Source organism: Citrobacter sp. Cs237 (assembly GCF_030332325.1).
Taxonomy (GTDB): Bacteria; Pseudomonadota; Gammaproteobacteria; order Enterobacterales; family Enterobacteriaceae; genus Citrobacter_A; species Citrobacter_A sedlakii.
In genome coordinates this window covers 35,510-59,400 of the sequence record NZ_JAOWIB010000103.1, presented here as the reverse complement: position 1 = coordinate 59,400, position 23,891 = coordinate 35,510, and the positions used below count along the sequence as shown (strand labels likewise).

The window sequence follows — 23,891 nt, the reverse complement described above, 5'->3', positions numbered from 1 at the left end:
ATAAGGATTATGACTGAATCGTTCAGGCATATATGCAGACTGGCGCACATTATGATGTTACAAAAAACCGGAAAGGCGCTTAAGACGGGCGTGTTGTACGCTTCACACAAAAAAGCCCCGTCATTTCTGGCGGGGCAATGGCAAGGAGCTATTTTATTAGCTGTTTAACGCGGGACGTTCGCTAATGGCGATACGTTGCGGAGCAAGGGTTTCCGGCACATTGCGGGTTAAATCGATATGCAGCAACCCGTTAACGAAAGTGGCGCCGGAGACTTCCATATTTTCAGCCAGGGTGAAGCTCAGGCTGAACGCCTGGCTGACCAGCCCCTGATGTAACCATTTGGTCTCTTTTTCAGGCTGTACGGGGGTGCCTTTTACCGTTAACCGTGTGCCTTCCAGTTGAATGTCCAGATCTTCCTGACGAAAACCGGCCAGCGCAAGGGTAATGCGGTAGTGGTTATCGTCGCTTTTTTCGATGTTATAGGGCGGGAAGCTCTGGCTTTCACCGGCATTTTGCAACGCGCTGGCCAGTTTGTCGAAACCGATCCATTGACGCAGCAGAGGGGATAAATCGTAGTTACGCATCGTTGTTTCTCCTTCTAAGAAGCGAGTTAAGCTTGCGAATCCGCAGATTCGCCTGTGCTCCCTGACGGCAAGCACTGTTTAACAGGCCGCGCAGCGCGGCCCGCGGAATTAGTTGATCTCGATACGGCGCGGTTTGTTCGCTTCCGGAATCACGCGCTCAAGCTCGATATACAGCAGTCCGTTTACCAGATTCGCGCCACGAACATGAATGTTCTCGGCTAACTGGAACTTGCGCTCAAAGTTGCGTTCCGCAATGCCCTGGTAAAGGTAAGTACGTTCTTTTTGCTCATCCGCGTGAGCGCCTTTCACCACCAGCAGGTTATCCTGCGCGGTAATTTCCAGTTCGCTTTCTGCGAAACCGGCAACGGCAATCGCAATGCGGTAGTGGTTTTCGTCTACCAGCTCAACGTTATACGGAGGGTAGCCGCCATTGCTCTGGCTCTGGTTGTTCTCTAGCAGGTTAAACAGGCGGTCAAAACCAATTGCAGAACGGTACAGCGGGGATAAATCAAAGTTACGCATAATCAATAGCTCCTGAAATCAGCGAGAATATATGACCTTCCATCATGGACAGGTCTGGTAGTCAGAACACCCATCAGGCGTGTCCTTCATTCGTCTACAACATCAAAATGGGTCTGATTGCGAACTTTTCAAGCGCGTCCGGCGGACTTTTTTTTGCAGTTTGGTGTCTATTGCATAGACTGGGTGGGTAAGGCACGTAATGGTAAAGTGCGATAACCGCCACAGAGCGACATGATGAGGATGTTTTTCTGGCAAGGGACAGCTATAACTCATCATGCAAACACCCATAATCAATAGATGAATAAATCATGATAAGAAATGTGTTGTTAACGCTGATGATGTGCAGTGGGATGGTTATACTGAGCGGTTGCTCCAGCGTAATGTCACATACTGGCGGTAAAGAGGGAACTTACCCAGGCACGCGCGCCAGCGCCGCGATGATTGGCGACGATGAAACCAACTGGGGCACCAAATCGCTGGCGGTTCTGGATATGCCTTTTACCGCGGTAATGGACACGATTCTTTTGCCGTGGGATTTGTTCCGCAAAGACAGCTCGGTCAGGTCGCGCGTTGAAAAAAGCGAGGAGAGCACTCAGGCCACCAATGCCGTGATCCCGCCAGCCAGAATGCCCGTACAATAATTACAGACTGGTTTCTGTCACCCAAAGCTGCCGGAAACCGTCAACGTCTTCCATCCATGCCACCCACTTGCCATCCGGCGAGAACACGACGGCATCCGCAGACGGCGGATTCCCGTGTTGCTGGGTCAGAAACGTCGTCACCCCGTTTTGCGCATCGCAGCAGGCGATGCGGTTATCCAGCACAAATCCCAGCCATTTTCCCGACGGATGCCAGTTAAACGCAGACTGTATGCCCGTAGCATGGCGCGTCAACTGCCGCGGTTCGCCACCCTGCGCCGGAATAAGCCAGAGCTGCACAATCCCTTTATCATCGCGCATCAAAAAGGCAATTTCGCTTCCCTGTGGATTGCTACGTACCCAGTGGCGCGGCACGTTGACCAGCCCCGGGAAACGACGCGAGTGGGTGAACGTCAGGCGACGCTGATTCACGCCGCGCGGCGGCGCGGGCAAGGTTGACGCCGTTCCTTCCAGCGGCGCGTCGCCGGGGGTTTTCCAGCCCGCCTCATCCTGAGGGAGATCGACCAGAAACAGTTCCGGCACCTTTTCGCCCGTCACGGAAAGCGTGTCGCCAATAAACGCCAGCGCAGCGTTGCCCACCCAGCCTTCTTCGTAGGCGCGGTTGATTTCATCGCTACCCGGCTGTGGCGAAGGCGTGGTCTGACTGACCAGTACACACCAGTGGCTGCCGCTGTACTCACGGGGATGCTCTGCGGAAACAGTAACCGGACCATACGGCGTCGCGACGCCAACGTTGCGTAAATCCAGCGCCAGGTCGCGCTCATGAAGCACATGATCGTTATAGGTAAAGCTGACAAATGTCCCGTTCGGGCTAAACACATGGACATGACTGCCGCCACGCAACGCGCCAGGCGTCCAGGGCGCGGTGATGTCCATCGCATCAAGAGTCGACACGCTTCCCGCTTCAGCGATGACTCCGCGACGGTGATGAAAATCGTACTGCCAGTGCGCATCCGGATGCTCCGGTCCGTGAATGAACACATATTTTTCAACCTGCGGATGAACGGTCACGACGCCAACGTGCGCCCCCCGATCGGCACGGTAAATCACCTCCCGCTCAGCGGTATGTATATTGACCCGCTCAATGGTATCTCCCGTAAACGACGCGCCGGACGGGCGAACATCAAAAACCAGCCAGCTGCTGTCCGGCGTCCAGGTATTGATATTGGTCAGCTGATGATGACGCGGCGTAAAGGTGACTTGCTTCATGAGTTAGCCCGTTGCAAAACGATTTTGCTCATCATACTTCACAAGGACTTCACTTTCAGGCTTTAGCGTAGCGTCATCTTTATTTTTGCGGACAGAAAGATGGAACATTTCGACGTTGCGATTATTGGCCTTGGCCCGGCGGGCGCAGCCCTGGCGCGTAAGTTAAGCGGTAAGATGCGGGTCATCGCGCTGGATAAAAAGCGTCAGTGCGGAAACGAAGGCTTTACTAAACCTTGCGGCGGCCTGCTGGCGCCAGATGCACAACGTTCATTTATTCGCGACGGAATGACGCTCCCTGTGGACGTGATCGCTAATCCGCAAATATTCAGCGTTAGAACGGTAGACGTTGACGCAGCCCTCACGCGTAACTACCCGCGCAGTTACATCAACATTAATCGCCATGCCTTTGATTTATGGATGAAGTCGCTGATCCCTGACGATGTGCAGGTTTACCACGACAGCCTGTGCCGTAAAGTCTGGCGGGAAGAGGGCAAATGGCACGTTATTTTTCGCGCCGACGGCTGGGAGCAGCAGATTAGCGCCCGCTATCTGGTCGGTGCCGATGGCGCAAACTCACTGGTACGCCGTGTTCTTTATCCACAACATCGGATTCGCAAATACGTCGCTATCCAGCAGTGGTTTGCGGAAAGCCATCCGGTGCCGTTTTATTCCTGTATTTTCGATAACGCCGCAACGGACTGTTATTCCTGGAGCATCAGTAAGGATGGCTATTTTATCTTTGGCGGGGCGTATCCGATGAAGGACGGACAAGCCCGATTTGAAGCATTAAAAGCCAGGATGGAAGCATTTCAGTTCCGCTTCGGCAAACCGGTAAAAAGCGAGAAATGCACGGTTCTGTTCCCGTCGCGCTGGGCGGACTTCGTCTGCGGTAAAGAGAATGCCTTTCTGATTGGCGAAGCGGCAGGATTTATCAGCGCCAGCTCACTGGAAGGCATCAGCTATGCGCTGGACAGCGCGGAGATCCTTCACGGTATTTTCGGGCAGGAAACAGCGGACAAAAATAGCGCTTACCGAAAAGCGACCCGCAAATTACGCCTTAAGCTGTATGGCAAAATCCTGAAGAGTCGGGTATTAACCTCGGCGATGACCCGTAGGTGGATCATGCAAAGCGGCGTGGCGCATATTCCCGTAACGCAGGATGACCAGCCCACCGTTAACGCTGGCAGGCTGGTAAACACGCCTTAACCGACGCGTTTTACATCCCCCACCAGCAGGATATAAGAAAGGGCGCCCACCAGGGCAACGGCTGAAATATAGACCAGCGCCGGGCCAAAGCCGTAATCCTGCGCCAGGTAACCAATAACCAGCGGTACGGTGATCCCGCCGAGCCCACCGACAAAGTTAAAAACGCCGCCGGTCAGGCCGATCAGTCGCATCGGGGCAAGCGATGAAACCAGCGACCAGGTGATAGAGGCAAACCCATTGCCAAAGAAGGCCAGCGCCATCAGAGTCATAATCCAGACCGGATCGTTGGTGTAGTTCGCCCCCATAATACAGGTTGAGATTAACAGGCCGCAGATAATCGGCGTTTTACGCGCCACGCCGAGGGAGAAGCCTTTTTTCACCAGTTTGTCTGCCAGCCAGCCGGAAAGCAGGACACCGAAGAACGCGGCGAGGAAAGGCACCGTCGTCATAAAACCGGCTTTCAGGGCAGTGATGCCTTTTTCCTGCGTCAGGTAGTTCGGAAACCAGGTCAAAAAGAACCACAGCGTCGAGGTTACCGCAAACTGCCCCAGATAGACGCCCACCAGCTTGCGGTGAAACACCAATTTCCAGTCGGCTTTGCTCAGCGGCTGGCGCGCCTCTTTCTTCACCGGCGCGTCGCCGTCCACCAGGCCGCCGCCGTCACGAATATAGTCCAGTTCCGCTTTGCTGATACTTTTGGTCAGGCGCGGCGGCTGGTAGACCTTAAACCAGATCAGCGACCAGATAATGCCAATCCCGCCAGTGACGATAAACACCCAGTGCCAGCTTAGCAGCTCCTGGATCCAGATAAGGAGTGGAGTGAGGAATGCCAGGCCGACAAACTGCCCTGAGGTGTAAAAACCCACAGCGGAAGCGCGTTCATGCTCCGGGAACCAACTGGTCACCATCCGGTTGTTGGTAGGGAAAGCGGGCGCTTCGAAAATCCCGGTAATCGCACGCAGGCCAATCAGCGACAGCAATCCGGTCGCGAATCCCTGGAACAGGGTCGCCACCGACCAGCCGAGAATGGCAATAAAGTAAGTCAGGCGCGACCCCACGCGGTCAAGGAACCAGCCGCCGGGGATTTGGCACAGCGTATACAGCCAGGCAAACGCCGAGAAAACATAGCCCATTTCCGCTTTGCTGATGCCAAACTCCTCCTGGATATGCGCTGAAGCCACGGCAAGGTTGGCACGGTCAACATAGCAAATCACCACGGTAATAAAGATCATAATCAGCGTCACATAACGACGACGCCCGGTTTTTGCAGCAGTAACTGGAATATCCATCGCAATCTGTCTCCAGATTTTGGGCATAGCGAAGCCGCTCACCATGCCCTGTAATTTACAGAGGGTGTGTTTAATTTTTTTAATTAAAAACGTAACCGGAATGCGCGAAGTATGGCGCGTATTACCACTCCGCTACGCTGCCGTCTTCATGACGCCATAAAGGATTACGCCAGTCCGGCGCATTTTTGCTCAGCTCGATGACCTTCGCTTCATCAATTTCTACGCCCAGACCCGGTTTCATTAATGGCCTGAAGAAACCGCCTTCCATGTTGAAGTCTTCTTTATTCTTCACAAAGTCGAGCAGCTCCGCGCCCTGGTTGTAGTGAATACCCATGCTTTGCTCCTGGAACACCGCGTTGCGGGAGACAAAATCCACATGCAGACAGGCCGCCAGTGCGATGGGTCCAAGCGGGCAGTGCGGCGCCAGGGCCACATCGTACGCTTCCGCCATCCCGGCAATCTTGTAGCATTCAGTGATGCCGCCCGCGTGGGAGAGATCGGGCTGTAATATCGCAATGCCGCCGGCTTCCAGCACGCGTTTGAACTCAAAGCGCGAGAACATACGTTCACCCGCCGCGATCGGAATGTGCGTCTGTTCTGCCAGTTTCGGATAGTATTCCGCCTGCTCGGCCAGTACCGGCTCCTCAATAAACAGCGGGCGATACGGCTCCAGCTCTTTAATTAGCACTTTTGCCATCGGCGCGCTGACGCGCCCGTGGAAGTCCAGGCCAAACTCAATTTCGCTGCCAAAGGCTTCACGGATTTGCGCCACGGTATTGACGGCGCGGTCTATCGCCCGAGAATTGTCGATAACGCCCAGCTCTTCGCAGCCATTGAGTTTGAAGGTGTCAAAACCAATCCCACGCAGCTTATTGATGCCATCAATCACCTCTGCAGGACGGTCGCCGCCGACCCAGCTGTAGGCTTTGATTTTATCCCGCACCAGACCGCCCATCAGTTGCCATACCGGCGCGTTCAGCACTTTCCCTTTGATATCCCATAACGCCTGGTCAATACCGGCGATGGCGCTCATCATGATCGGGCCGCCGCGGTAAAACCCGGCCCGGTACATGACCTGCCACAAATCGTTGATACGCGCTGGATCCTGACCAATCAGGTAATCGCCAAATTCATGGACTGCCGCTTCCACCGTGCGCGCGCGTCCTTCAATGACCGGTTCGCCCCAGCCAACTACGCCTTCATCGGTTTCGATTTTCAGGAACATCCACCGCGGAGGTAAACGGTACGTGGTGATTTTCGTTATCTTCATTTCACTGCCTCTCGATACGCTTTAACAAATGCTGCCGCCTGCTGCGCGGTTCGTTCCACTGACTGACCCGCACGATAGAGATCGCTGCCCAGCCCCGCCCCCACACAGCCTGCGTTTATCCACTGCGCCAGGTTTTCCGGCGTTACGCCGCCCACGGCAAAGACCGGCACGCTGGGGGGTAAGACCGCTTTCAGCGCTTTGATGTAATCCGGGCCAAAGGCCGACGACGGGAAAATTTTGAGAGACTGCGCGCCCGCATCGAGAGCGGTAAAGGCTTCTGTGGCCGTAGCGCATCCCGGGCAGACGGTCATGCCGTAGCCCACCGCGCGGCGAATCACGTCTGGGTTGATATTTGGCGTAACAATCAGCCTGCATCCCCACTGTGCGAGCTGGTCTACCTGTTCGGGTTTAAGTACCGTTCCGGCCCCGATCAGCGCCCTGTTACTAAACGCATCGACGACTGTCGGAATGCTTTTTTCCCATTGCGGAGAGTTAAGCGGAATTTCAACCGCATCGAAACCGGCGTCGATGACCGCGCCGACGTGTGCCAGCGCTTCGTCGGGCGTAATGCCGCGTAGAATTGCGATTAGCGGAAGGTCAGTTTGCCACTGCATGTGCGATGCTCCTTATGCCTGCCTGAAATGCCGTATCGCCGGCTACCGTCGCCACCTCGCGCCCGACAGCGTGAAATGCCTGCTGATAGCGCGCGGTCAGCGATGAGCCAGCAACAAGGGTGATGGCCTGCTCGCCTGGGATAAAATCGCCCATACTGGCGACTTCCGCGCCAATCAGCAGGCCGGATAAAAATTCGCTGACCTGCTCTCGCGGCAGGCTTCCCAGCACGTGGGAAGCGCGAACTTCAAAGAGTTTTGGCAGAACGTCAGGCGAGGTGAGACCGCGCTCCAGACCGGCGGCGAACGCCTCCGGAGACGGAACCTGATCAGGCAAACCTGCGCCCACCAGCGAATGACGCAGCAGCAGGTGATGCAGTTCTCCTGTCATCACAGTGCGAAAATCGTGGATTTGCTCAGCATCGGTCTGCACCCATTTGCAGTGGGTTCCGGGCATGACATAGACAGCGGAAGGAGAGAGCGTACGGGCGCCCAGCAGTTGGGTTTCTTCGCCACGCATCACGTTATGATTATCCTCGCGCGAAACGCTAAGCCCGGGAATAATCCAGATATTGTCGCCAACAGACGTTACATGCTCGCCAATGGCCGAGAAACTGGCGGGAACCGGTAAATAAGGGGCGATTTTCCAGCCCACGTTACTGCCGATCATTCCCGCCATCACTATCGGCGTAGCGCCGTCGCGCCAGGCATCGGTCACTTCTGCTAACACCGCCTCCGGGGATTTACCGTTCAGACGCGTTACGCCCGCTTCGGATTGCCTGCTCTCCAGGCACTGCTCGCCCTGATATAGCCAGGCGCGCAGATTGGTCGATCCCCAGTCAATTGCGATGTAGCGTGCTGTCATGTGATTTCCTTGAGCCTTCGTGTCGAGCTGGCGATCATGGTTAAGGCCGCCTGCTCTGCCGCATCGCTATCCTGATGCCGTATTGCATCGAATAGCGCCTTATGTTCCTGGAGCGTTTTTGGCATGTTGGCCTCATCGCCCATCCAGGTCCGTTCAAAAACTGCCCGCTGTAGCGAGCTAATCGCCACGCTAAGCTGCTGTAAAACCGGGTTATGTACCGACTGCAACACCGCCTCGTGGTAGCGAATATCCGCTTCATTGAAGGCATCCCGATCCTGGTTGTTGGCGATCATGTCATTGAGCGCCGACTCGATTTCCGCCAGATCGCTTGAGGTCGCGCGTTCCGCTGCCCAGCGTGCTATAGCCGGTTCGACCAGGTTACGCACTTCACTCATTGCGCTAATCAGGCGCGGGTCGTAGTCGTTTTCCAGTACCCATTGCAGGACGTCAGTATCAAGGTAATTCCACTGATTACGTGGCGTAACAAACGCCCCGCGATAACGCTTCATTTCAATAAGGCGTTTCGCCATCAGCGAACGGAACACTTCGCGAATGATGTTGCGTGAGGTTTCAAATTCCTCACACAGCTCCGCTTCTGCCGGAAGCGCTGAACCAGGTACGTACTTACCGCTAACAATCTGTTTGCCCAGCGTGATAACGATGCGATCGGTTTTATTGAGAGTCATGAAAAGTCCTTCTGCTCTGAATGTACCGCTCTACTTTACCGTTACCGCTGAAATTCGCCTCAATTTTGTAGTACTAACGTGACGTCATTCGTCATTGCAATGCGCGCACTGTAGTACAACACTATTGTGTTGTACTACAATTTAGATCACAAAAACGACAATCGGTAATAAAAATGTTATGAGAGAGAAACGAAAGACATAAAAAAACCCGCAATAAATGCGGGTGGGGTTGTTTGCCGAATAACGGCTCGCGTGTTAACGATCAGGCATTAATTCAGCACAAACTTTTCGATTGCGTATGCCACGCCGTCTTCCAGATTGGATTTGGTGACAAAGTTGGCGATCTCTTTCACCGACGGTATAGCGTTGTCCATCGCCACGCCCATACCAGCGTATTCAATCATGGCGATATCATTTTCCTGATCGCCAATCGCCATAATCTCTTCCGGCTTGATCTCCAGCGCATCGGCCAGCGACTTCACGCCGGTGCCTTTATTGACGCGTTTATCCAGGATTTCGAGGAAGTACGGCGCACTTTTCAGTACCGTGTACTTCTCTTTCACTTCTGCCGGAATGCGGGAAATGGCTTTATCGAGGATCGCGGGCTCGTCAATCATCATCACTTTCAGGAACTGGGTTGCCGGGTCCATTTTTTCCGCTTCACAGAACACCAGCGGAATGGTCGCAACGTAGGACTCATGCACGGTGTAATAACTTATGTCACGGTTGGCGGTATATAACGTGTTGCGATCCAGGGCGTGAAAGTGTGAACCCACTTCGCGGGAGAGTTTTTCCAGGTAACGGTAATCGTCGTAGCTTAGCGCTGTTTGCGCAACGGTACTGCCATCGCCTGCTTTCTGCACCAGCGCGCCATTATACGTGATGCAGTAGTCGCCAGGCTGTTCCATATGGAGTTCTTTCAGGTAGCTGTGCACACCAGCATAGGGACGACCGGTGGTTAACACTACGTTGACCCCCTTTTCCCGGGCAGCGGCAATCGCGTTTTTTACCGCAGGCGAAATGGTGTGATCGGGCAGCAGAAGGGTGCCATCCATATCGATAGCAATGAGTTTGATAGCCATGAATTCCCCGCATTAAATGAGTCCTGACTCATGCTAACGCGATTCCGCTCAAAAAACAGCTATCAAAAGGAGGATTGAAAGGGGAAACGGATTTCCCCTTTTGTGGTCCGATTAAATATCGATGTTCGCCGCTTTCAGGGCGTTTTCTTCGATAAAGGCGCGACGCGGTTCGACGGCATCGCCCATCAGCGTGGTAAACAGCTGGTCGGCGGCAATCGCATCTTTCACGGTAACGCGCAGCATACGACGGCTTTCCGGGTCCATGGTGGTTTCCCACAGCTGTTCCGGGTTCATCTCGCCCAGACCTTTATAACGCTGAATAGCGAGGCCACGACGAGACTCTTTCACCAACCAGTCCAGCGCCTGCTCGAAGCTGGCGACCGGCTGACGACGTTCGCCACGTTCGATAAATGCGTCGTCTTCGATCAGACCACGCAGTTTCTCGCCCAGCGTGCAGATGCGACGGTATTCCGCACCGGTCACAAACTCGTGATCCAGCGGATAGTCGGTATCCACGCCGTGAGTACGTACCCGGACGATCGGCTCGTAGAGGTTCTGTTCCGCATTGTGCTGAATGTCGAACTTCCACATGCTGCCGTGCTGCTCTTTCTCGTTCAGCTCGGCGATCAGCGCGTTCACCCAACGGGTGACCTTCTGCTCGTCAGAAAGATCGGCTTCCACCAGCGTCGGCTGATAAACCAGCTCTTTCAGCAGTGCTTTCGGGAAACGACGCTCCATACGACCAATCATTTTTTGCGTCGCATTGTACTCAGACACCAGTTTTTCTAACGCTTCACCGGACAGCGCCGGCGCGCTGGCGTTGGCATGCAGCGTCGCACCGTCCAGCGCGATGGAGATCTGGTACTGATCCATCGCCTCATCGTCTTTAATGTACTGTTCCTGCTTGCCTTTCTTCACTTTGTACAGCGGCGGCTGAGCAATGTAGACGTGCCCGCGCTCGACGATTTCCGGCATCTGACGGTAGAAGAAGGTCAACAGCAGCGTACGGATGTGCGAGCCGTCGACGTCCGCATCGGTCATGATGATGATGCTGTGATAGCGCAGTTTGTCCGGGTTGTACTCGTCGCGACCAATGCCGCAGCCCAGCGCGGTGATAAGCGTGGCCACTTCCTGCGAAGAGAGCATCTTGTCGAAACGCGCTTTCTCGACGTTAAGGATTTTCCCCTTCAGCGGCAGAATCGCCTGGTTCTTGCGGTTACGCCCCTGCTTCGCAGAGCCGCCCGCGGAGTCCCCTTCCACGAGGTACAGTTCGGACAGCGCCGGGTCGCGTTCCTGACAGTCCGCCAGCTTACCCGGCAGACCGGCTAAGTCCAGCGCGCCTTTACGGCGAGTCATTTCACGGGCGCGGCGCGCCGCTTCACGGGCGCGCGCCGCGTCGATAATCTTACCGACAACGATTTTCGCGTCAGACGGATTTTCCAGCAGGTATTCGCTCAGCAGTTCATTCATCTGCTGTTCCACCGCCGATTTCACCTCAGACGACACCAGCTTGTCTTTGGTCTGGGAGGAGAACTTCGGATCCGGCACCTTCACGGACACCACGGCAATCAGGCCTTCACGGGCGTCGTCGCCGGTGGCGCTGACTTTGGCTTTTTTGCTGTAACCTTCTTTGTCCATGTAGGCGTTCAGGGTACGGGTCATCGCCGCCCGGAAGCCCGCAAGGTGTGTACCGCCGTCACGCTGCGGAATATTGTTGGTAAAGCAGTAGATGTTTTCCTGGAAACCGTCGTTCCACTGCAATGCCACTTCCACGCCGATACCGTCTTTTTCTGTAGAAAAATAGAAGATATTCGGGTGAATCGGCGTTTTGTTTTTGTTCAGATACTCAACGAACGCCTTGATGCCGCCTTCATAGTGGAAGTGGTCTTCTTTACCGTCGCGCTTGTCTTTCAAGCGAATAGAGACGCCAGAGTTGAGGAAGGACAGCTCACGCAGACGTTTCGCCAGGATCTCGTATTCGAACTCAGTGACGTTGGTGAAGGTTTCCAGGCTTGGCCAGAAACGGACCATCGTACCGGTTTTGTCAGTGTCGCCGGTCACCGCCAGCGGAGCCTGCGGTACGCCGTGCTCATAAATCTGACGGTGGATTTTGTTATCGCGCTGGATAACCAGTTCCAGTTTCTGGGACAGGGCGTTTACCACGGAAACACCAACGCCGTGCAGACCGCCGGACACTTTATAGGAGTTATCATCGAATTTACCGCCTGCGTGCAGGACGGTCATGATCACTTCCGCCGCCGAGACGCCCTCTTCCGGATGGATACCGGTCGGGATGCCACGCCCGTCATCCTGTACGGAAACGGAGTTGTCAGCATGGATCGTGACGATAATGTCTTTACAGTGACCCGCGAGCGCTTCGTCGATAGCGTTATCTACCACCTCAAATACCATGTGGTGCAGACCGGTGCCGTCATCCGTGTCGCCGATATACATACCCGGGCGCTTACGCACCGCATCGAGTCCTTTCAGGACTTTGATACTGGAGGAGTCATAAGAATTCGACATCAACGTTTCTCGCTCATTTAATCTTGGGTTAATCCGTTATTTTACCCTTTTCCACGGTAAACATCTTCGAATTTTCATCCGACATGTCCAGAACGTGTTCAGCGCTGATTGCGCTGACGAAGACCTGCGATTGCGTCGCTTTTAAGCGGCTGGCCAGCAGCCCGCGACGCGCATCATCAAGTTCAGAGGCAAAATCATCTATCAGGTACAAACACCGCCGCCCGCTCTCGCGGGTGAGGTATTCGCCTTGCGCCAGACGTAAGGCGCACATTAGCAGCTTAAGCTGCCCACGCGACAAGGTATCTTCCACCGGCGCGCCATCGGCGCGAATGCGAAAATCCGCTTTGTGCGGACCGTGCGCGGTGTAAGTCAACATGCGGTCGCGTTCGAAACCGCGCTCCAGCACCTCGGCATACTCCGTCTCTTTCTCCCAGCCGCGCTGGAAAGAGAACGAGAGCGTGAATTCAGGAAGGAACTGCTGGCAGGTGTCCGCCATATCCTGCGCGATACCGGCGCTGTACGCAGCGCGCCAGGTGCTGATTTGTTCCGCCAGCGGAATGAGTTCTTTATCCCACGGACGCAGTTGTTCGTAACGACTCACCTGGCGCAGCGCGGCGTTACGCTGTTTCAGCAGCCGCTTCAGGTTGCTCCAGGCGGTAAAGAATCCGGTTTCGTTGTGAAAGCATCCCCAATCGAGGAACGCTCTTCTGTATTTGGGGCCGCCATTGAGCAAAGTAAACCCCTCGGGGGTAATCAGTTGCATTGGCATCAGGTGCGCCAGCTCCGCGACCTTGTGACCGTCGGTGCCATCGATGCGCACTTTGCTGTCGCCCTGTTTGTCTTTGGTCAGGCCGATGGCGGTTTCCCGCTCTGCGCCCTGCAAACGTCCATGCAGAACAAACGCGTCCTGTTCATGGCGAATCACGCGGCCTGGCTGCAAACTGCGAAACGCCCGGCCATGGCCGAGCGTATAGATGGCTTCGAGCACGCTGGTTTTGCCGCTGCCGTTGGCGCCAACCAGGAAGTTAAAGCCGGGGGATAAAGCGAGATCCGCGCTTTCGATATTGCGGAAGTCTTTGATTAAAAGGCGCGTCAGTGACATATCAGGGTTTCTTCGGGCCAGGGCGTAATCGGCGCAGCCAGTTTCAACGCGGACTGCGCACAAACCCTGAAGCGTACACGAAGTACGTGACAGGGGCGAGCACAGCCCAGGTTGATAATGGCAAGCAAGATAGCCCGATATTTTTCACTAAAGTCTCATAGGCATGACGACGTATGCCGCGCTTTGTGATGCGGCATCTTCAATCTGTACGCTGGAGACGGAGTCGGTCAGCATAATGCGCACGGTTTCACACTTCAGCGCATTCAGCACATCCAGCACGTAGCTGACGTTAAAGCCGATCTCCATTTCCGTTCCCGGATAAGTCACATCCAGAATTTCTTCTGCTTCTTCCTGTTCCGGGTTATTGGCGGTAATTTTGAGCTGGTTTTCACTCACATACAGGCGCACGCCGCGGAACTTTTCGTTCGAGAGGATCGCCGCACGGGCAAACGCCTGCTTAAGAATATCGCAGCCGGCTTCCAGATGTTTATCCGGATTTTTCGGCAACACGCGACGGTAGTCCGGGAAGCGGCCATCCACCAGCTTGGACGTAAAGATAAAGTCGCCCACATGAGCGCGGATGTTGTTGCTGCCGATCTGCACATGCAGCGGGTTTTCGCCGCCATCGAGCATACGCATCAGTTCAATCACGCCTTTACGCGGCACAATCACTGAATGACTCGGCAGCGACTGGCCGATCGGCATGGAGCAGACCGCCAGACGGTGACCATCGGTCGCCACCGTACGCAGCTCTTCACCTTCCGTTTCGAACAGCATACCGTTTAAATAGTAACGCACATCCTGATGCGCCATGGAGAATTGCGTGGCCTCAATCAGACGTTTCATCGTCGCCTGCGGCAACGTGAATTCGACCTCGCTTTGCCAGTCGTCCAGATTCGGGAAGTCGGCGGCAGGCAGGGTGGAAAGCGAAAATCGGCTGCGACCAGAGCGCACCAGCATGCGATCGCCTTCCAGTTGAACGGCGATTTCAGCGCCTTCCGGCAGGCCACGGCAAATATCAAAGAATTTGCGTGCCGGGACAGTGGTCGCGCCAGGCTCATGCGGCTGAATCAACGCAACGCGCGCCACCATTTCCATTTCAAGATCGGTACCGGTCAGCGAAAGCGTACCGTCAGCCACCTGCAGCAACAGGTTACCGAGAATCGGCAGCGTAGGACGACCACCCAGCGGGCCGCTGACCTGCTGAAGCGGTTTTAATAAATGTTCACGTTCAACGGTAAATTTCATAGCGTCACGAAGATAATGTTCTGATTAAATTGGAGAAATCTTCTTTAATATCATGGCTTTCTTCACGCAACTGCTCAATCTTGCGGCAGGCGTGGAGTACGGTGGTGTGGTCACGCCCGCCAAACGCGTCGCCAATTTCCGGCAGACTGTGGTTGGTAAGCTCTTTGGCCAGCGCCATCGCCATCTGACGCGGACGCGCTACCGAGCGAGAACGACGCTTGGACAGCAGATCCGCAATCTTGATTTTGTAATACTCCGCCACTGTCTTCTGAATATTGTCGATAGTGACCAGTTTTTCCTGCAACGCCAGCAGATCGCGCAGCGCTTCGCGAACGAAGTCGATGGTGATCGCCCGACCGGTAAAGTTGGCGTTAGCAATCACGCGGTTCAGCGCCCCTTCCAGCTCACGCACGTTAGAGCGCAGTCGCTTGGCGATAAAGAACGCCACTTCGCCAGGCAGACGAATGTCGTTTTCATCTGCCTTTTTCATCAGGATCGCCACGCGGGTTTCCAGTTCAGGTGGTTCGATCGCCACCGTCAACCCCCAACCAAAGCGGGATTTCAAACGATCCTCGACGCCGTTGATCTCTTTAGGATAACGATCCGACGTCAAAATGATCTGCTGATTACCTTCGAGCAAGGCGTTAAAGGTGTGGAAAAATTCTTCCTGGGATCGTTCTTTATTGGCAAAGAACTGAATGTCATCGATCAGCAGCGCGTCAACGGAACGGTAGTAGCGTTTGAACTCTTCGATCGCGTTGTTTTGCAGGGCCTTCACCATGTCCTGCACAAAGCGTTCGGAGTGCATATACACGACTTTCGCGTTGGGCTTGCGCGCCATAATACCGTTTCCTACCGCGTGCAACAGGTGGGTTTTCCCCAGACCGGTGCCGCCATACAGGAATAACGGGTTATAGGCGCCGCCAGGGTTGTCCGCCACCTGACGCGCCGCCGCGCGCGCCAGCTGGTTAGATTTACCTTCGACGAAGTTATCAAACGTGTGTTTCACGTTAACGTTAGAACGGTAGGTAGGCTCAGCGGGCGCCGGTACGTTGTCCCAGCCGGGACGCGCCGCCGCGGGTTCCTGACGCTGCGGTTGTACCTGAGCCACCTGAGCGGGCGCGGCAACATTGTTATTGACCGGCGTCTTCAGCGTCTGGGTGACCGGCTTCGTGCCGACCTCAAAGCGTAGCTGCGGGGCGTCAGCGCCGCAAAAATTATTCAGCAGCCCATTGATATTATTGAGATACTTGTCTCTTACCCAATCGAGCACAAAACGGTTTGGCGCATACAAAGCCAGCGTGTTATCGCTCAGTTCCGCCTGCAACGGGCGTATCCACATACTGAATTCTGTGGCTGGTAACTCATCCTGCAATCGGGCAAGACACTGCTGCCAAAGCGAAAGTGACACGGCGGACTCCACTCGAACAAAAGTCGATAAATGACAAAGGCTGAAACATTCATGATTGTTGACGCACATCGACAAGACCCTATGCAAAGGGTGACGTGCGAATTGCTATCTGCAATTTTACCCGATCAGGATCTCTGGAAACGATCGGGACCGCGGATCATAGCGTAAACTGAGAAAGAGATCTTCTGTTTCTCACAGATTCTTCCCGATTTATCCACAGGTCTTCACAAGACGGGGTAAGTGTAAACGATCCTGGAGAGGATCAGGGCGATTTCGCGCCCATATCGGAAAATTTAATGAGTAAAGACGGTTTACGCCTTAAACGATCTAATAAAGATCCCGGGCGATCCTTGCGCTTTACCCACCAGTCCGTATAATTCTCCACCCGTCGCGCGATGCCTGTGAAACGGCGTCAACGCTGTCTGTTTTTCGTGCGAAAAGGTGCGGAAAAAGGCAGGGATTTAAGGAAAGAGAATTGACTCCGGAGTGTACAATTATTACAATCCGGCCTCTTTAATCACCCACACTGTGGCGTAAGTCGTTCGAAACTCGTTCGGGTATACGCAAAAGTCAGTGAATTTATTCAAGTTTAGGTAGAAATCGCCATGAAACGCACTTTTCAACCGTCTGTACTGAAGCGCAACCGTTCTCACGGCTTCCGTGCTCGTATGGCTACTAAAAATGGTCGTCAGGTTCTGGCACGTCGTCGTGCTAAAGGCCGCGCTCGTCTGACCGTTTCCAAGTAATAAAGCTAACCCCTGAGTGGTTAAGCTCGCATTTCCCAGGGAGTTACGTTTGTTAACTCCCAATCATTTCACATTCGTCTTCCAGCAGCCACAACGGGCTGGCACGCCGCAAATCACCATCCTCGGCCGCCTGAATTCGCTGGGGCATCCCCGTATCGGTCTTACCGTCGCCAAGAAAAACGTTCGACGCGCCCATGAACGCAATCGGATTAAACGTCTGACGCGTGAAAGCTTTCGTCTGCGTCAGCACGAACTTCCTGCAATGGACTTCGTGGTGGTGGCGAAAAAGGGGGTTGCCGACCTCGATAACCGTGCTCTCTCGGAAGCGTTGGAAAAATTATGGCGCCGCCACTGTCGCCTGGCTCGCGGGTCCTGATAGCCCTTATTCGGGTCTATCAACGCCTGATCAGTCCGCTGCTTGGGCCGCACTGTCGTTTCACGCCAACCTGTTCAAGCTACGGAATTGAGGCATTGCGCAGGTTTGGAGTGATAAAAGGCAGTTGGTTGACGGTGAAACGCGTATTAAAATGCCACCCTTTACACCCTGGTGGTGACGATCCCGTCCCGCCCGGACCATTTGATACCAGAGAACACTAACGATGGATTCGCAACGCAATCTTCTTATCATCGCTTTGCTGTTCGTGTCTTTCATGATCTGGCAAGCCTGGGAGCAGGATAAAAATCCGCAACCCCAGACCCAACAGACCACGCAGACAACGACCACCGCAGCGGGTAGCGCCGCCGACCAGGGCGTACCGGCCAGTGGCCAGGGGAAACTGATTACGGTTAAGACTGACGTGCTTGATCTGACCATTAACACCCGTGGTGGTGATGTGGAACAGGCCCTGCTGCCCGCTTACCCGAAAGAGCTCGGTTCCAGCGAACCATTCCAACTGCTGGAAACTACCCCACAGTTTATCTATCAGGCCCAGAGTGGTTTGACCGGTCGCGACGGCCCGGATAACCCGGCTAACGGTCCGCGTCCGCTGTACAACGTTGAAAAAGACGCGTTTGTACTGGCAGACGGTCAAAACGAATTGCAGATCCCGATGACCTATACCGACGCCGCAGGCAACACGTTTACGAAAACGTTCGTCCTGAAACGTGGCGACTATGCGGTCAACGTCAACTACAGCGTGCAGAACGCCGGCGAGAAACCGCTGGAGATCTCCACCTTTGGTCAGTTGAAGCAATCCATCAATCTGCCGTCTCATCGTGACACCGGAAGCAGCAACTTTGCGCTGCATACTTTCCGTGGCGCAGCGTACTCCACGCCGGATGAGAAGTATGAGAAATACAAATTCGACACCATTGCTGAAAACGAAAACCTGAACGTCAACGCTAAAGACGGTTGGGTCGCAATGTTGCAACAGTATTTCGCAACGGCATGGGTTCCGCGTAACGACGGCACCAACAACTTCTATACCGCGAATCTGGGCAACGGCGTAGCGGCTATCGGCTATAAATCTCAGCCGGTACTGGTACAGCCTGGTCAGACTGGCGCGATGACCAGCACCCTGTGGGTTGGCCCGGAAATTCAGGATAAAATGGCGGCCGTTGCACCGCACCTGGATCTGACCGTGGATTACGGTTGGTTGTGGTTCATCTCTCAACCGCTGTTCAAACTGCTGAAGTGGATCCACAGCTTCGTGGGTAACTGGGGCTTCTCGATCATCATCATCACCTTTATCGTTCGTGGCATCATGTACCCGCTGACCAAAGCGCAGTACACCTCCATGGCGAAGATGCGTATGCTGCAGCCGAAGATTCAGGCCATGCGTGAGCGTCTGGGCGACGACAAACAGCGTCAGAGCCAGGAGATGATGGCGCTGTACAAAGCAGAGAAGGTTAACCCGCTGGGCGGCTGCTTCCCGCTGCTGATCCAGATGCCTATCTTCCTGGCGTTGTACTACATGTTGATGGGTTCCGTGGAGCTGCGTCACGCGCCGTTCGCGCTGTGGATCCATGACCTGTCCGCACAGGACCCGTACTACATCCTGCCGATCCTGATGGGCGTGACGATGTTCTTCATCCAGAAGATGTCGCCGACCACCGTGACCGACCCGATGCAGCAGAAGATCATGACCTTTATGCCGGTCATCTTCACCGTGTTCTTCCTGTGGTTCCCGTCAGGTCTGGTGCTGTACTATATCGTCAGCAACCTGGTGACCATTATCCAGCAGCAGCTGATTTATCGCGGGCTGGAAAAACGTGGTCTGCATAGCCGCGAGAAGAAAAAATCCTGATTATCTTCATTCTTCAAGCCGCAGATGCGTTGGCTTCGTTAGTTCGCCCCAGTCAGCTCCTGGGGCCTCACTAACTTGCCGCCTTCCTGCAACTTGAATTATTTCGAGAATCTACGGTAAAGTTAATGCCAGAGAAGGCGGTCAATAGACCGCCTTTTTTACATTTTAGAGAGAGCAATCATGAGCCATAACGACACTATCGTCGCCCAGGCAACCCCACCGGGACGCGGGGGCGTCGGTATTCTGCGCATCTCCGGCCTGAAAGCGCGCGAGGTGGCCGAAGCCGTTCTGGGTAAACTGCCCAAGCCGCGCTATGCCGACTATCTGCCGTTTAAGGATGCCGACGGCTCGGCGCTGGATCAGGGGATCGCCCTGTGGTTCCCCGGCCCGAACTCTTTCACGGGCGAAGACGTGCTGGAGCTACAAGGACACGGTGGCCCGGTCATTCTCGATCTGCTGTTAAAACGCATTCTGACCCTTCCTGGTCTGCGTATCGCCCGTCCCGGCGAGTTTTCCGAACGTGCGTTTCTTAACGATAAGCTCGATCTGGCACAGGCAGAAGCCATTGCCGATCTGATTGACGCCAGTTCCGAACAGGCGGCGCGTTCGGCGCTGAACTCGCTTCAGGGGGCGTTTTCCACCCGCGTTAATCATCTAGTGGAAGCGCTCACTCACCTGCGTATCTACGTGGAAGCGGCCATTGACTTCCCGGATGAAGAGATCGATTTCTTGTCGGATGGCAAAATCGAAGCGCAGTTGAATGACGTTATTGCCGACCTCGACGCGGTGCGCGCCGAAGCGCGTCAGGGTAGCCTGCTGCGCGAAGGGATGAAGGTGGTCATTGCCGGACGCCCTAACGCCGGGAAATCGAGCCTCCTGAATGCGCTGGCGGGACGTGAAGCAGCGATTGTGACCGACATTGCTGGCACCACCCGCGACGTGCTGCGCGAGCATATCCATATCGACGGCATGCCGCTGCACATCATCGACACCGCCGGTCTGCGCGATGCCAGCGACGAGGTTGAGCGTATCGGTATCGAGCGCGCCTGGCAGGAGATCGAGCAGGCCGACCGCGTGCTGTTTATGGTGGACGGCACCACGACCGACGCCGTCGACCCGGCGGAGATCTGGCCGGACTTTATCGCCCGTCTGCCGGCTAAATTGCCGATAACTGTCGTACGTAATAAAGCGGACATTACCGGAGAGACGCTGGGCATCAGCGAGGTGAATGGTCACTCACTGGTTCGCCTCTCTGCGCGAACCGGCGAAGGTGTAGATGTACTGCGTAACCATCTCAAGCAGAGCATGGGCTTTGACACCAATATGGAAGGCGGCTTCCTGGCCCGTCGCCGTCATCTTCAGGCGCTGGCTGAAGCCGCAGAACATCTCCAGCAGGGCAAAAACCAGCTGCTGGGCGCCTGGGCGGGCGAACTGCTGGCGGAGGAACTGCGTCTGGCGCAGCAGGCGCTGAGTGAGATCACCGGCGAGTTTACCTCGGACGATCTGCTGGGACGGATTTTCTCCAGCTTCTGTATTGGTAAGTAACCCAAATAGCGCCGGATGGCGGCAGATGCCAACATCCGGTCAGCTTCTTTCTGACGCCACTTCTTTGGCATCTTTTCCCTGAAATGTAAAAGCACGTAAGAGACGCGGTTTCGGTCGCACTTTTTTGTGATTTCCTATGTCCATAAATCACGTAAATGTTACTCTCGTCATTATTAAGGACCATTAATCATGGAGCGAAAAATGGGGATACATTTTGCCAGAGGGATACTCACGGAGGGGCATTTGATTTCAGTGCGTTTACCCACCTCCTGCCACCTTGACGCGCGAAACCTTCCGGCGCATCGACAGACACGTTTCCTGGCGTCCAGAGGCCTTCTCGCCGAGCTGATGTTCATGCTGTATGGCACGCTTGAGTTACCGGAAATCATCATAAAAGCGAAAGGCAAACCCGCGTTTCGTGAGCAAAATCTCCCCAGTTTTTCTATCGCCTACGCAGGAAATGTCGTTGGTGTGGCACTGGCGACCGAAGGCGAATGCGGGTTGGATATGGAACTTCAGCGCGCCACCCGCAGCTTTGTCCCGCCTCACTGTTCGCCACCCCCTGTCTTCTCCAGTAATGAACGTCTGTGGATCAGCAAGCAAAACGATCCCAACGAGGCGCGCGCGCAGATGATCACCTTGCGTCAGAGCATCCTGAAACTCACTGGCGATGTTCGCAATGACGATCCCCGCGAGCTTCAACTGCTGCCGGGCGCGGGGCGCCTGAAGTGCGCGCATGTCGCACCGTTGGAAGCGATCTGCGATGCGGAAGATCTGCTGGTGTGGTCAGTGGCGGTTACGCCAGGCATTGATAAATTACAGGTTTGGGAGTTTGATGGTAAGCAGGGCTGGAAAAACCTGCCTGATATCCAGACCCGCGCTAATGCGGAAACGGGTCGTCTGATGCGATTCGCGCAATTATCCGCGGCGAAGTCTTATACGCATAACTGATGGAGTCACCATGTCTGAAACGTTAAAGGTTGTCACGTTACTGGGAAGTCTGCGCAAAGGGTCGTTTAATGGAATGGTCGCCCGTACGCTGCCGAAGATCGCTCCGGCAGGAATGGAGGTAAGTCCACTCCCGTCTATCGCTGATATTCCGCTTTACGACGCAGACCTGCAGCAGGAGGAGGGTTTCCCGGCGAGCGTCGAAGCGCTGGCCGAACAGATCCGCCATGCCGACGGCGTCGTCATCGTTACGCCGGAATACAACTATTCGGTACCCGGCGGTCTGAAGAATGCCATCGACTGGCTGTCCCGCCTTCCCGATCAGCCGCTGACTGGCAAGCCGGTGCTGATTCAGACCAGCTCAATGGGCGCGATTGGCGGCGCGCGCTGCCAGTATCATCTGCGTCAGATTCTGGTGTTCCTGGATGCAATGGTGATGAACAAGCCGGAATTTATGGGCGGTGTTATTCAGAACAAAGTGGATCCGCAAAGCGGAGAAGTGATTGATCAAAGCACGCTGGACCACCTGACCGGGCAGTTAACGGCATTTGGCGATTACATCCAGCGCGTAAAAGCGTAAGCGCCAATCTTCTTAGACATTTGCCGGAGACGCCGTTGCGCCATCCGGCAACATCGCAATATTAGTGCGCGTCGATAAACACAATCTTCAGCACGAACAGCAGAGCAACCACCACCACACATGGGCTGAGATCGCGCAGTCGTCCGGTACCCAATTTCATCACGCAGTAAGAGATAAAGCCCAGCGCAATCCCTTCAGTAATCGAAAAGCTGAACGGCATCATCACCGCGGTAATAAAAGCCGGAACAGACTCGGTTAAATCTTCCCATTTCACGCGCGCCAGGCTGGAGGTCATTAGCACGCCGACGTAGATCAGCGCGCCAGCCGCTGCGTAACCCGGCACCATCCCCGCCAGCGGCGACAGGAAGATCACCAGCAGGAACAGCAGACCGACAACCACGGCCGTCAGACCGGTGCGCCCGCCAACGGACACGCCGGAAGACGACTCAATGTAGGCGGTCACGGAAGATGTCCCGATAAACGACCCCGTTACGGAAGAGACGCTATCGACAAACAGCGCCTGTTTCATGCGCGGGAATTTTCCTTTCTCATCGGCCAGACCCGCTTTATCAGTAACGCCGATCAGCGTACCGGAGGAGTCGAACAGGTTGACCAGCATGAAGGAGAAGATAACCCCCGCCAGACCGAGATTAAACGAACCCGCCAGATCGACATGGCCAACCACGGTAGAAATGCTCGGCGGAGCGGAGACGATACCATTGTAATGCACATCGCCCAGCAGCCAGCCCAACAGGGTGGTAACGATAATAGACACCAGCACCGCGGCATGAATATTGCGGGAGGCGAGGATCGCGATGATAAAGAAGCCGAGTACGCCCAGCAGCACGCTGTGGGAGGTCAGGTTACCAATGCTCACCAGGGTTTCCGGGTTCGCGACGATAACACCGGCGTTTTTCAGCCCCATCATCCCAATAAACAGGCCGATACCGCTGGTGATCCCCACGCGCAGGCTGACCGGGATGTTAGCAATCATCCAGTAACGCACGCGGAAGATGGTCAGCAGCAGCAAACCAACCGCGCCCCAGAAAATCGCGCCCATACCAACCTGCCACGGCAGCCCCATCGCGCCAACCACAACGAACGCAAAGAAGGCGTTCAGGCCCATCGCGGGCGCCAGCGCCACGGGCAGGTTAGCGAACAGCCCCATCAGGATGCTGCCAAACGCGGCAATCAGACAGGTAGTAACAAAGACGGCGCTGGTGTCCATGCCAGCGACGCCGAGAATTTGCGGGTTCACAAAAACGATGTAAACCATCGTCAGGAAGGTGGTGAAACCGGCGATCACTTCGGTGTGTGCCGTCGTGCCATGTTCGCGCAGTTTAAACACGCGTTCCAGCATCCCCTGACCAGAAGTCTGGGTTGTGTGTTGTTGACTCATTATCAATTTCCGAACAAGGAGGGAAAATTCGTCGCTATCCTATACCAAAATGCGACAATAGGGGGCGGTTGTGTGATGTTTTTTTCATTGAATTTGCTTATACGGCAACGATTGCGTCTCACGATCGCGCAGTACGTAAACGTTAAACTCGTAAAA

General features: G+C 55.0%; 24 protein-coding genes and 1 other annotated feature. Of the genes, 10 read left to right on the top strand and 14 right to left on the bottom strand.

Annotation, left to right across the window (positions count from 1 at the left end; translation table 11 throughout):
- Window positions 1–156: 156 nt before the first annotated feature.
- Both ibpB and ibpA read right to left on the bottom strand, forming a co-directional pair.
- Window positions 157–585, bottom strand: a complete 429-nt coding sequence (ibpB, locus tag OGY07_RS10800; protein ID WP_042287214.1) for a small heat shock chaperone IbpB — start codon at window positions 583–585, stop codon at window positions 157–159.
- Window positions 586–693: 108 nt separating this feature from the next.
- The gene (ibpA, locus tag OGY07_RS10795; protein ID WP_001532742.1) at window positions 694–1,107 is read right to left on the bottom strand and encodes a small heat shock chaperone IbpA; all 414 of its coding nucleotides are present in this window, start codon (window positions 1,105–1,107) and stop codon (window positions 694–696) included.
- Window positions 1,101–1,173, bottom strand: a sequence feature (ROSE (Repression Of Heat Shock gene Expression) occurs in the 5'-region of heat shock genes and acts as an RNA thermometer to modulate expression.). (Overlaps the previous gene by 7 nt.)
- A gap of 242 nt (window positions 1,174–1,415) precedes the next feature.
- Between ibpA and OGY07_RS10790 the strand changes: the two genes are divergently transcribed.
- On the top strand, window positions 1,416–1,748 hold the full coding sequence (locus OGY07_RS10790; RefSeq protein WP_042287219.1) for a YceK/YidQ family lipoprotein: 333 nt from the start codon (window positions 1,416–1,418) through the stop codon (window positions 1,746–1,748).
- Here the strand turns inward: OGY07_RS10790 and OGY07_RS10785 are convergent, their stop codons facing one another.
- A complete protein-coding gene (locus OGY07_RS10785) occupies window positions 1,749–2,975 on the bottom strand; it encodes a YidR family protein (RefSeq protein ID WP_205613139.1) in 1,227 nt (408 codons plus the stop codon).
- Window positions 2,976–3,074: 99 nt separating this feature from the next.
- Between OGY07_RS10785 and cbrA the strand changes: the two genes are divergently transcribed.
- On the top strand, window positions 3,075–4,181 hold the full coding sequence (gene cbrA, locus OGY07_RS10780; RefSeq protein WP_286600496.1) for a colicin M resistance lipid reductase CbrA: 1,107 nt from the start codon (window positions 3,075–3,077) through the stop codon (window positions 4,179–4,181).
- Here cbrA and OGY07_RS10775 read toward each other — a convergent pair.
- The 10 genes from OGY07_RS10775 to dnaA form a co-directional block, all read right to left on the bottom strand.
- On the bottom strand, window positions 4,178–5,515 hold the full coding sequence (locus tag OGY07_RS10775) for an MFS transporter (protein ID WP_060569967.1): 1,338 nt from the start codon (window positions 5,513–5,515) through the stop codon (window positions 4,178–4,180). The two genes, cbrA and OGY07_RS10775, sit on opposite strands and share 4 nt — an antisense overlap.
- Window positions 5,516–5,591: 76 nt before the next feature.
- Window positions 5,592–6,740, bottom strand: a complete 1,149-nt coding sequence (gene dgoD / locus OGY07_RS10770; protein WP_042287229.1) for a galactonate dehydratase — start codon at window positions 6,738–6,740, stop codon at window positions 5,592–5,594.
- Window positions 6,737–7,354 (bottom strand): 2-dehydro-3-deoxy-6-phosphogalactonate aldolase, encoded by a 618-nt coding sequence (locus OGY07_RS10765; protein WP_286600493.1) that lies wholly within the window; start codon window positions 7,352–7,354, stop codon window positions 6,737–6,739. Before OGY07_RS10765 ends, dgoD begins: the two co-directional genes overlap by 4 nt.
- A complete protein-coding gene (locus OGY07_RS10760; RefSeq protein ID WP_286600490.1) occupies window positions 7,338–8,216 on the bottom strand; it encodes a 2-dehydro-3-deoxygalactonokinase in 879 nt (292 codons plus the stop codon). Before OGY07_RS10760 ends, OGY07_RS10765 begins: the two co-directional genes overlap by 17 nt.
- The gene (dgoR, locus tag OGY07_RS10755) at window positions 8,213–8,902 is read right to left on the bottom strand and encodes a D-galactonate utilization transcriptional regulator DgoR (RefSeq protein WP_042287238.1); all 690 of its coding nucleotides are present in this window, start codon (window positions 8,900–8,902) and stop codon (window positions 8,213–8,215) included. The genes OGY07_RS10760 and dgoR overlap by 4 nt, the downstream gene beginning before the upstream one ends.
- 269 nt (window positions 8,903–9,171) lie before the next feature.
- Window positions 9,172–9,984 carry a sugar-phosphatase gene (gene yidA, locus OGY07_RS10750; RefSeq protein ID WP_060569964.1) on the bottom strand — a complete coding sequence of 271 codons (813 nt, stop codon included), beginning with the start codon at window positions 9,982–9,984 and terminating at the stop codon, window positions 9,172–9,174.
- 111 nt (window positions 9,985–10,095) lie between these two features.
- Window positions 10,096–12,510, bottom strand: a complete 2,415-nt coding sequence (gene gyrB / locus OGY07_RS10745; protein WP_199957833.1) for a DNA topoisomerase (ATP-hydrolyzing) subunit B — start codon at window positions 12,508–12,510, stop codon at window positions 10,096–10,098.
- A gap of 28 nt (window positions 12,511–12,538) precedes the next feature.
- Window positions 12,539–13,612 carry a DNA replication/repair protein RecF gene (recF, locus tag OGY07_RS10740; RefSeq protein ID WP_060569963.1) on the bottom strand — a complete coding sequence of 358 codons (1,074 nt, stop codon included), beginning with the start codon at window positions 13,610–13,612 and terminating at the stop codon, window positions 12,539–12,541.
- 147 nt (window positions 13,613–13,759) lie between these two features.
- Window positions 13,760–14,860, bottom strand: a complete 1,101-nt coding sequence (dnaN, locus tag OGY07_RS10735) for a DNA polymerase III subunit beta (protein ID WP_042287249.1) — start codon at window positions 14,858–14,860, stop codon at window positions 13,760–13,762.
- Between the two features lie 4 nt (window positions 14,861–14,864).
- Complete coding sequence (gene dnaA, locus OGY07_RS10730; RefSeq protein ID WP_060569962.1) at window positions 14,865–16,271, bottom strand: chromosomal replication initiator protein DnaA; 1,407 nt, start codon at window positions 16,269–16,271, stop codon at window positions 14,865–14,867.
- A 296-nt stretch (window positions 16,272–16,567) separates the two neighbouring features.
- Here dnaA and OGY07_RS23475 point away from each other — a divergent pair, with 296 nt between their 5' ends.
- The 8 genes from OGY07_RS23475 to OGY07_RS10695 all read left to right on the top strand — a co-directional run bounded on the left by OGY07_RS23475 (window position 16,568) and on the right by OGY07_RS10695 (window position 22,336).
- Window positions 16,568–16,648, top strand: coding sequence for a hypothetical protein (locus OGY07_RS23475; RefSeq protein WP_420245489.1), 81 nt, complete (start codon window positions 16,568–16,570; stop codon window positions 16,646–16,648).
- Window positions 16,649–16,876: 228 nt separating this feature from the next.
- A complete protein-coding gene (gene rpmH, locus OGY07_RS10725; protein WP_000831330.1) occupies window positions 16,877–17,017 on the top strand; it encodes a 50S ribosomal protein L34 in 141 nt (46 codons plus the stop codon).
- A gap of 16 nt (window positions 17,018–17,033) precedes the next feature.
- Window positions 17,034–17,393, top strand: coding sequence for a ribonuclease P protein component (rnpA, locus tag OGY07_RS10720; protein ID WP_042287256.1), 360 nt, complete (start codon window positions 17,034–17,036; stop codon window positions 17,391–17,393).
- Window positions 17,357–17,614 carry a membrane protein insertion efficiency factor YidD gene (gene yidD / locus OGY07_RS10715; RefSeq protein ID WP_001307474.1) on the top strand — a complete coding sequence of 86 codons (258 nt, stop codon included), beginning with the start codon at window positions 17,357–17,359 and terminating at the stop codon, window positions 17,612–17,614. Before rnpA ends, yidD begins: the two co-directional genes overlap by 37 nt.
- Before the next feature lie 2 nt (window positions 17,615–17,616).
- Window positions 17,617–19,263 carry a membrane protein insertase YidC gene (gene yidC, locus OGY07_RS10710; RefSeq protein WP_042287260.1) on the top strand — a complete coding sequence of 549 codons (1,647 nt, stop codon included), beginning with the start codon at window positions 17,617–17,619 and terminating at the stop codon, window positions 19,261–19,263.
- Between the two features lie 180 nt (window positions 19,264–19,443).
- Window positions 19,444–20,808, top strand: coding sequence for a tRNA uridine-5-carboxymethylaminomethyl(34) synthesis GTPase MnmE (mnmE, locus tag OGY07_RS10705; protein ID WP_060569960.1), 1,365 nt, complete (start codon window positions 19,444–19,446; stop codon window positions 20,806–20,808).
- Window positions 20,809–21,009: 201 nt separating this feature from the next.
- Window positions 21,010–21,759 (top strand): 4'-phosphopantetheinyl transferase family protein, encoded by a 750-nt coding sequence (locus tag OGY07_RS10700; protein ID WP_181822285.1) that lies wholly within the window; start codon window positions 21,010–21,012, stop codon window positions 21,757–21,759.
- A gap of 10 nt (window positions 21,760–21,769) precedes the next feature.
- Window positions 21,770–22,336 carry an NADPH-dependent FMN reductase gene (locus OGY07_RS10695; protein ID WP_286600457.1) on the top strand — a complete coding sequence of 189 codons (567 nt, stop codon included), beginning with the start codon at window positions 21,770–21,772 and terminating at the stop codon, window positions 22,334–22,336.
- Window positions 22,337–22,397: 61 nt separating this feature from the next.
- On the opposite strand, the gene adeP is transcribed toward OGY07_RS10695, so the two are convergent.
- Window positions 22,398–23,735 (bottom strand): adenine permease AdeP, encoded by a 1,338-nt coding sequence (gene adeP, locus OGY07_RS10690; RefSeq protein WP_286600455.1) that lies wholly within the window; start codon window positions 23,733–23,735, stop codon window positions 22,398–22,400.
- Between the last annotated feature and the right edge of the window lie 156 nt (window positions 23,736–23,891).

Bases quoted from the DNA above. Each gene is read 5' to 3' on its own strand.
- ibpB (WP_042287214.1), bottom strand. From the start codon at position 585: ATGCGTAACTACGATTTATCCCCTCTGCTGCGTCAATGGATCGGTTTC.
- ibpA (WP_001532742.1), bottom strand. From the start codon at position 1,107: ATGCGTAACTTTGATTTATCCCCGCTGTACCGTTCTGCAATTGGTTTT.
- OGY07_RS10790 (WP_042287219.1), top strand. From the start codon at position 1,416: ATGATAAGAAATGTGTTGTTAACGCTGATGATGTGCAGTGGGATGGTT.
- OGY07_RS10785 (WP_205613139.1), bottom strand. From the start codon at position 2,975: ATGAAGCAAGTCACCTTTACGCCGCGTCATCATCAGCTGACCAATATC.
- cbrA (WP_286600496.1), top strand. From the start codon at position 3,075: ATGGAACATTTCGACGTTGCGATTATTGGCCTTGGCCCGGCGGGCGCA.
- OGY07_RS10775 (WP_060569967.1), bottom strand. From the start codon at position 5,515: ATGGTGAGCGGCTTCGCTATGCCCAAAATCTGGAGACAGATTGCGATG.
- dgoD (WP_042287229.1), bottom strand. From the start codon at position 6,740: ATGAAGATAACGAAAATCACCACGTACCGTTTACCTCCGCGGTGGATG.
- OGY07_RS10765 (WP_286600493.1), bottom strand. From the start codon at position 7,354: ATGCAGTGGCAAACTGACCTTCCGCTAATCGCAATTCTACGCGGCATT.
- OGY07_RS10760 (WP_286600490.1), bottom strand. From the start codon at position 8,216: ATGACAGCACGCTACATCGCAATTGACTGGGGATCGACCAATCTGCGC.
- dgoR (WP_042287238.1), bottom strand. From the start codon at position 8,902: ATGACTCTCAATAAAACCGATCGCATCGTTATCACGCTGGGCAAACAG.
- yidA (WP_060569964.1), bottom strand. From the start codon at position 9,984: ATGGCTATCAAACTCATTGCTATCGATATGGATGGCACCCTTCTGCTG.
- gyrB (WP_199957833.1), bottom strand. From the start codon at position 12,510: ATGTCGAATTCTTATGACTCCTCCAGTATCAAAGTCCTGAAAGGACTC.
- recF (WP_060569963.1), bottom strand. From the start codon at position 13,612: ATGTCACTGACGCGCCTTTTAATCAAAGACTTCCGCAATATCGAAAGC.
- dnaN (WP_042287249.1), bottom strand. From the start codon at position 14,860: ATGAAATTTACCGTTGAACGTGAACATTTATTAAAACCGCTTCAGCAG.
- OGY07_RS23475 (WP_420245489.1), top strand. From the start codon at position 16,568: ATGAGTAAAGACGGTTTACGCCTTAAACGATCTAATAAAGATCCCGGG.
- rpmH (WP_000831330.1), top strand. From the start codon at position 16,877: ATGAAACGCACTTTTCAACCGTCTGTACTGAAGCGCAACCGTTCTCAC.
- yidD (WP_001307474.1), top strand. From the start codon at position 17,357: ATGGCGCCGCCACTGTCGCCTGGCTCGCGGGTCCTGATAGCCCTTATT.
- yidC (WP_042287260.1), top strand. From the start codon at position 17,617: ATGGATTCGCAACGCAATCTTCTTATCATCGCTTTGCTGTTCGTGTCT.
- mnmE (WP_060569960.1), top strand. From the start codon at position 19,444: ATGAGCCATAACGACACTATCGTCGCCCAGGCAACCCCACCGGGACGC.
- OGY07_RS10700 (WP_181822285.1), top strand. From the start codon at position 21,010: ATGGGGATACATTTTGCCAGAGGGATACTCACGGAGGGGCATTTGATT.
- OGY07_RS10695 (WP_286600457.1), top strand. From the start codon at position 21,770: ATGTCTGAAACGTTAAAGGTTGTCACGTTACTGGGAAGTCTGCGCAAA.
- adeP (WP_286600455.1), bottom strand. From the start codon at position 23,735: ATGAGTCAACAACACACAACCCAGACTTCTGGTCAGGGGATGCTGGAA.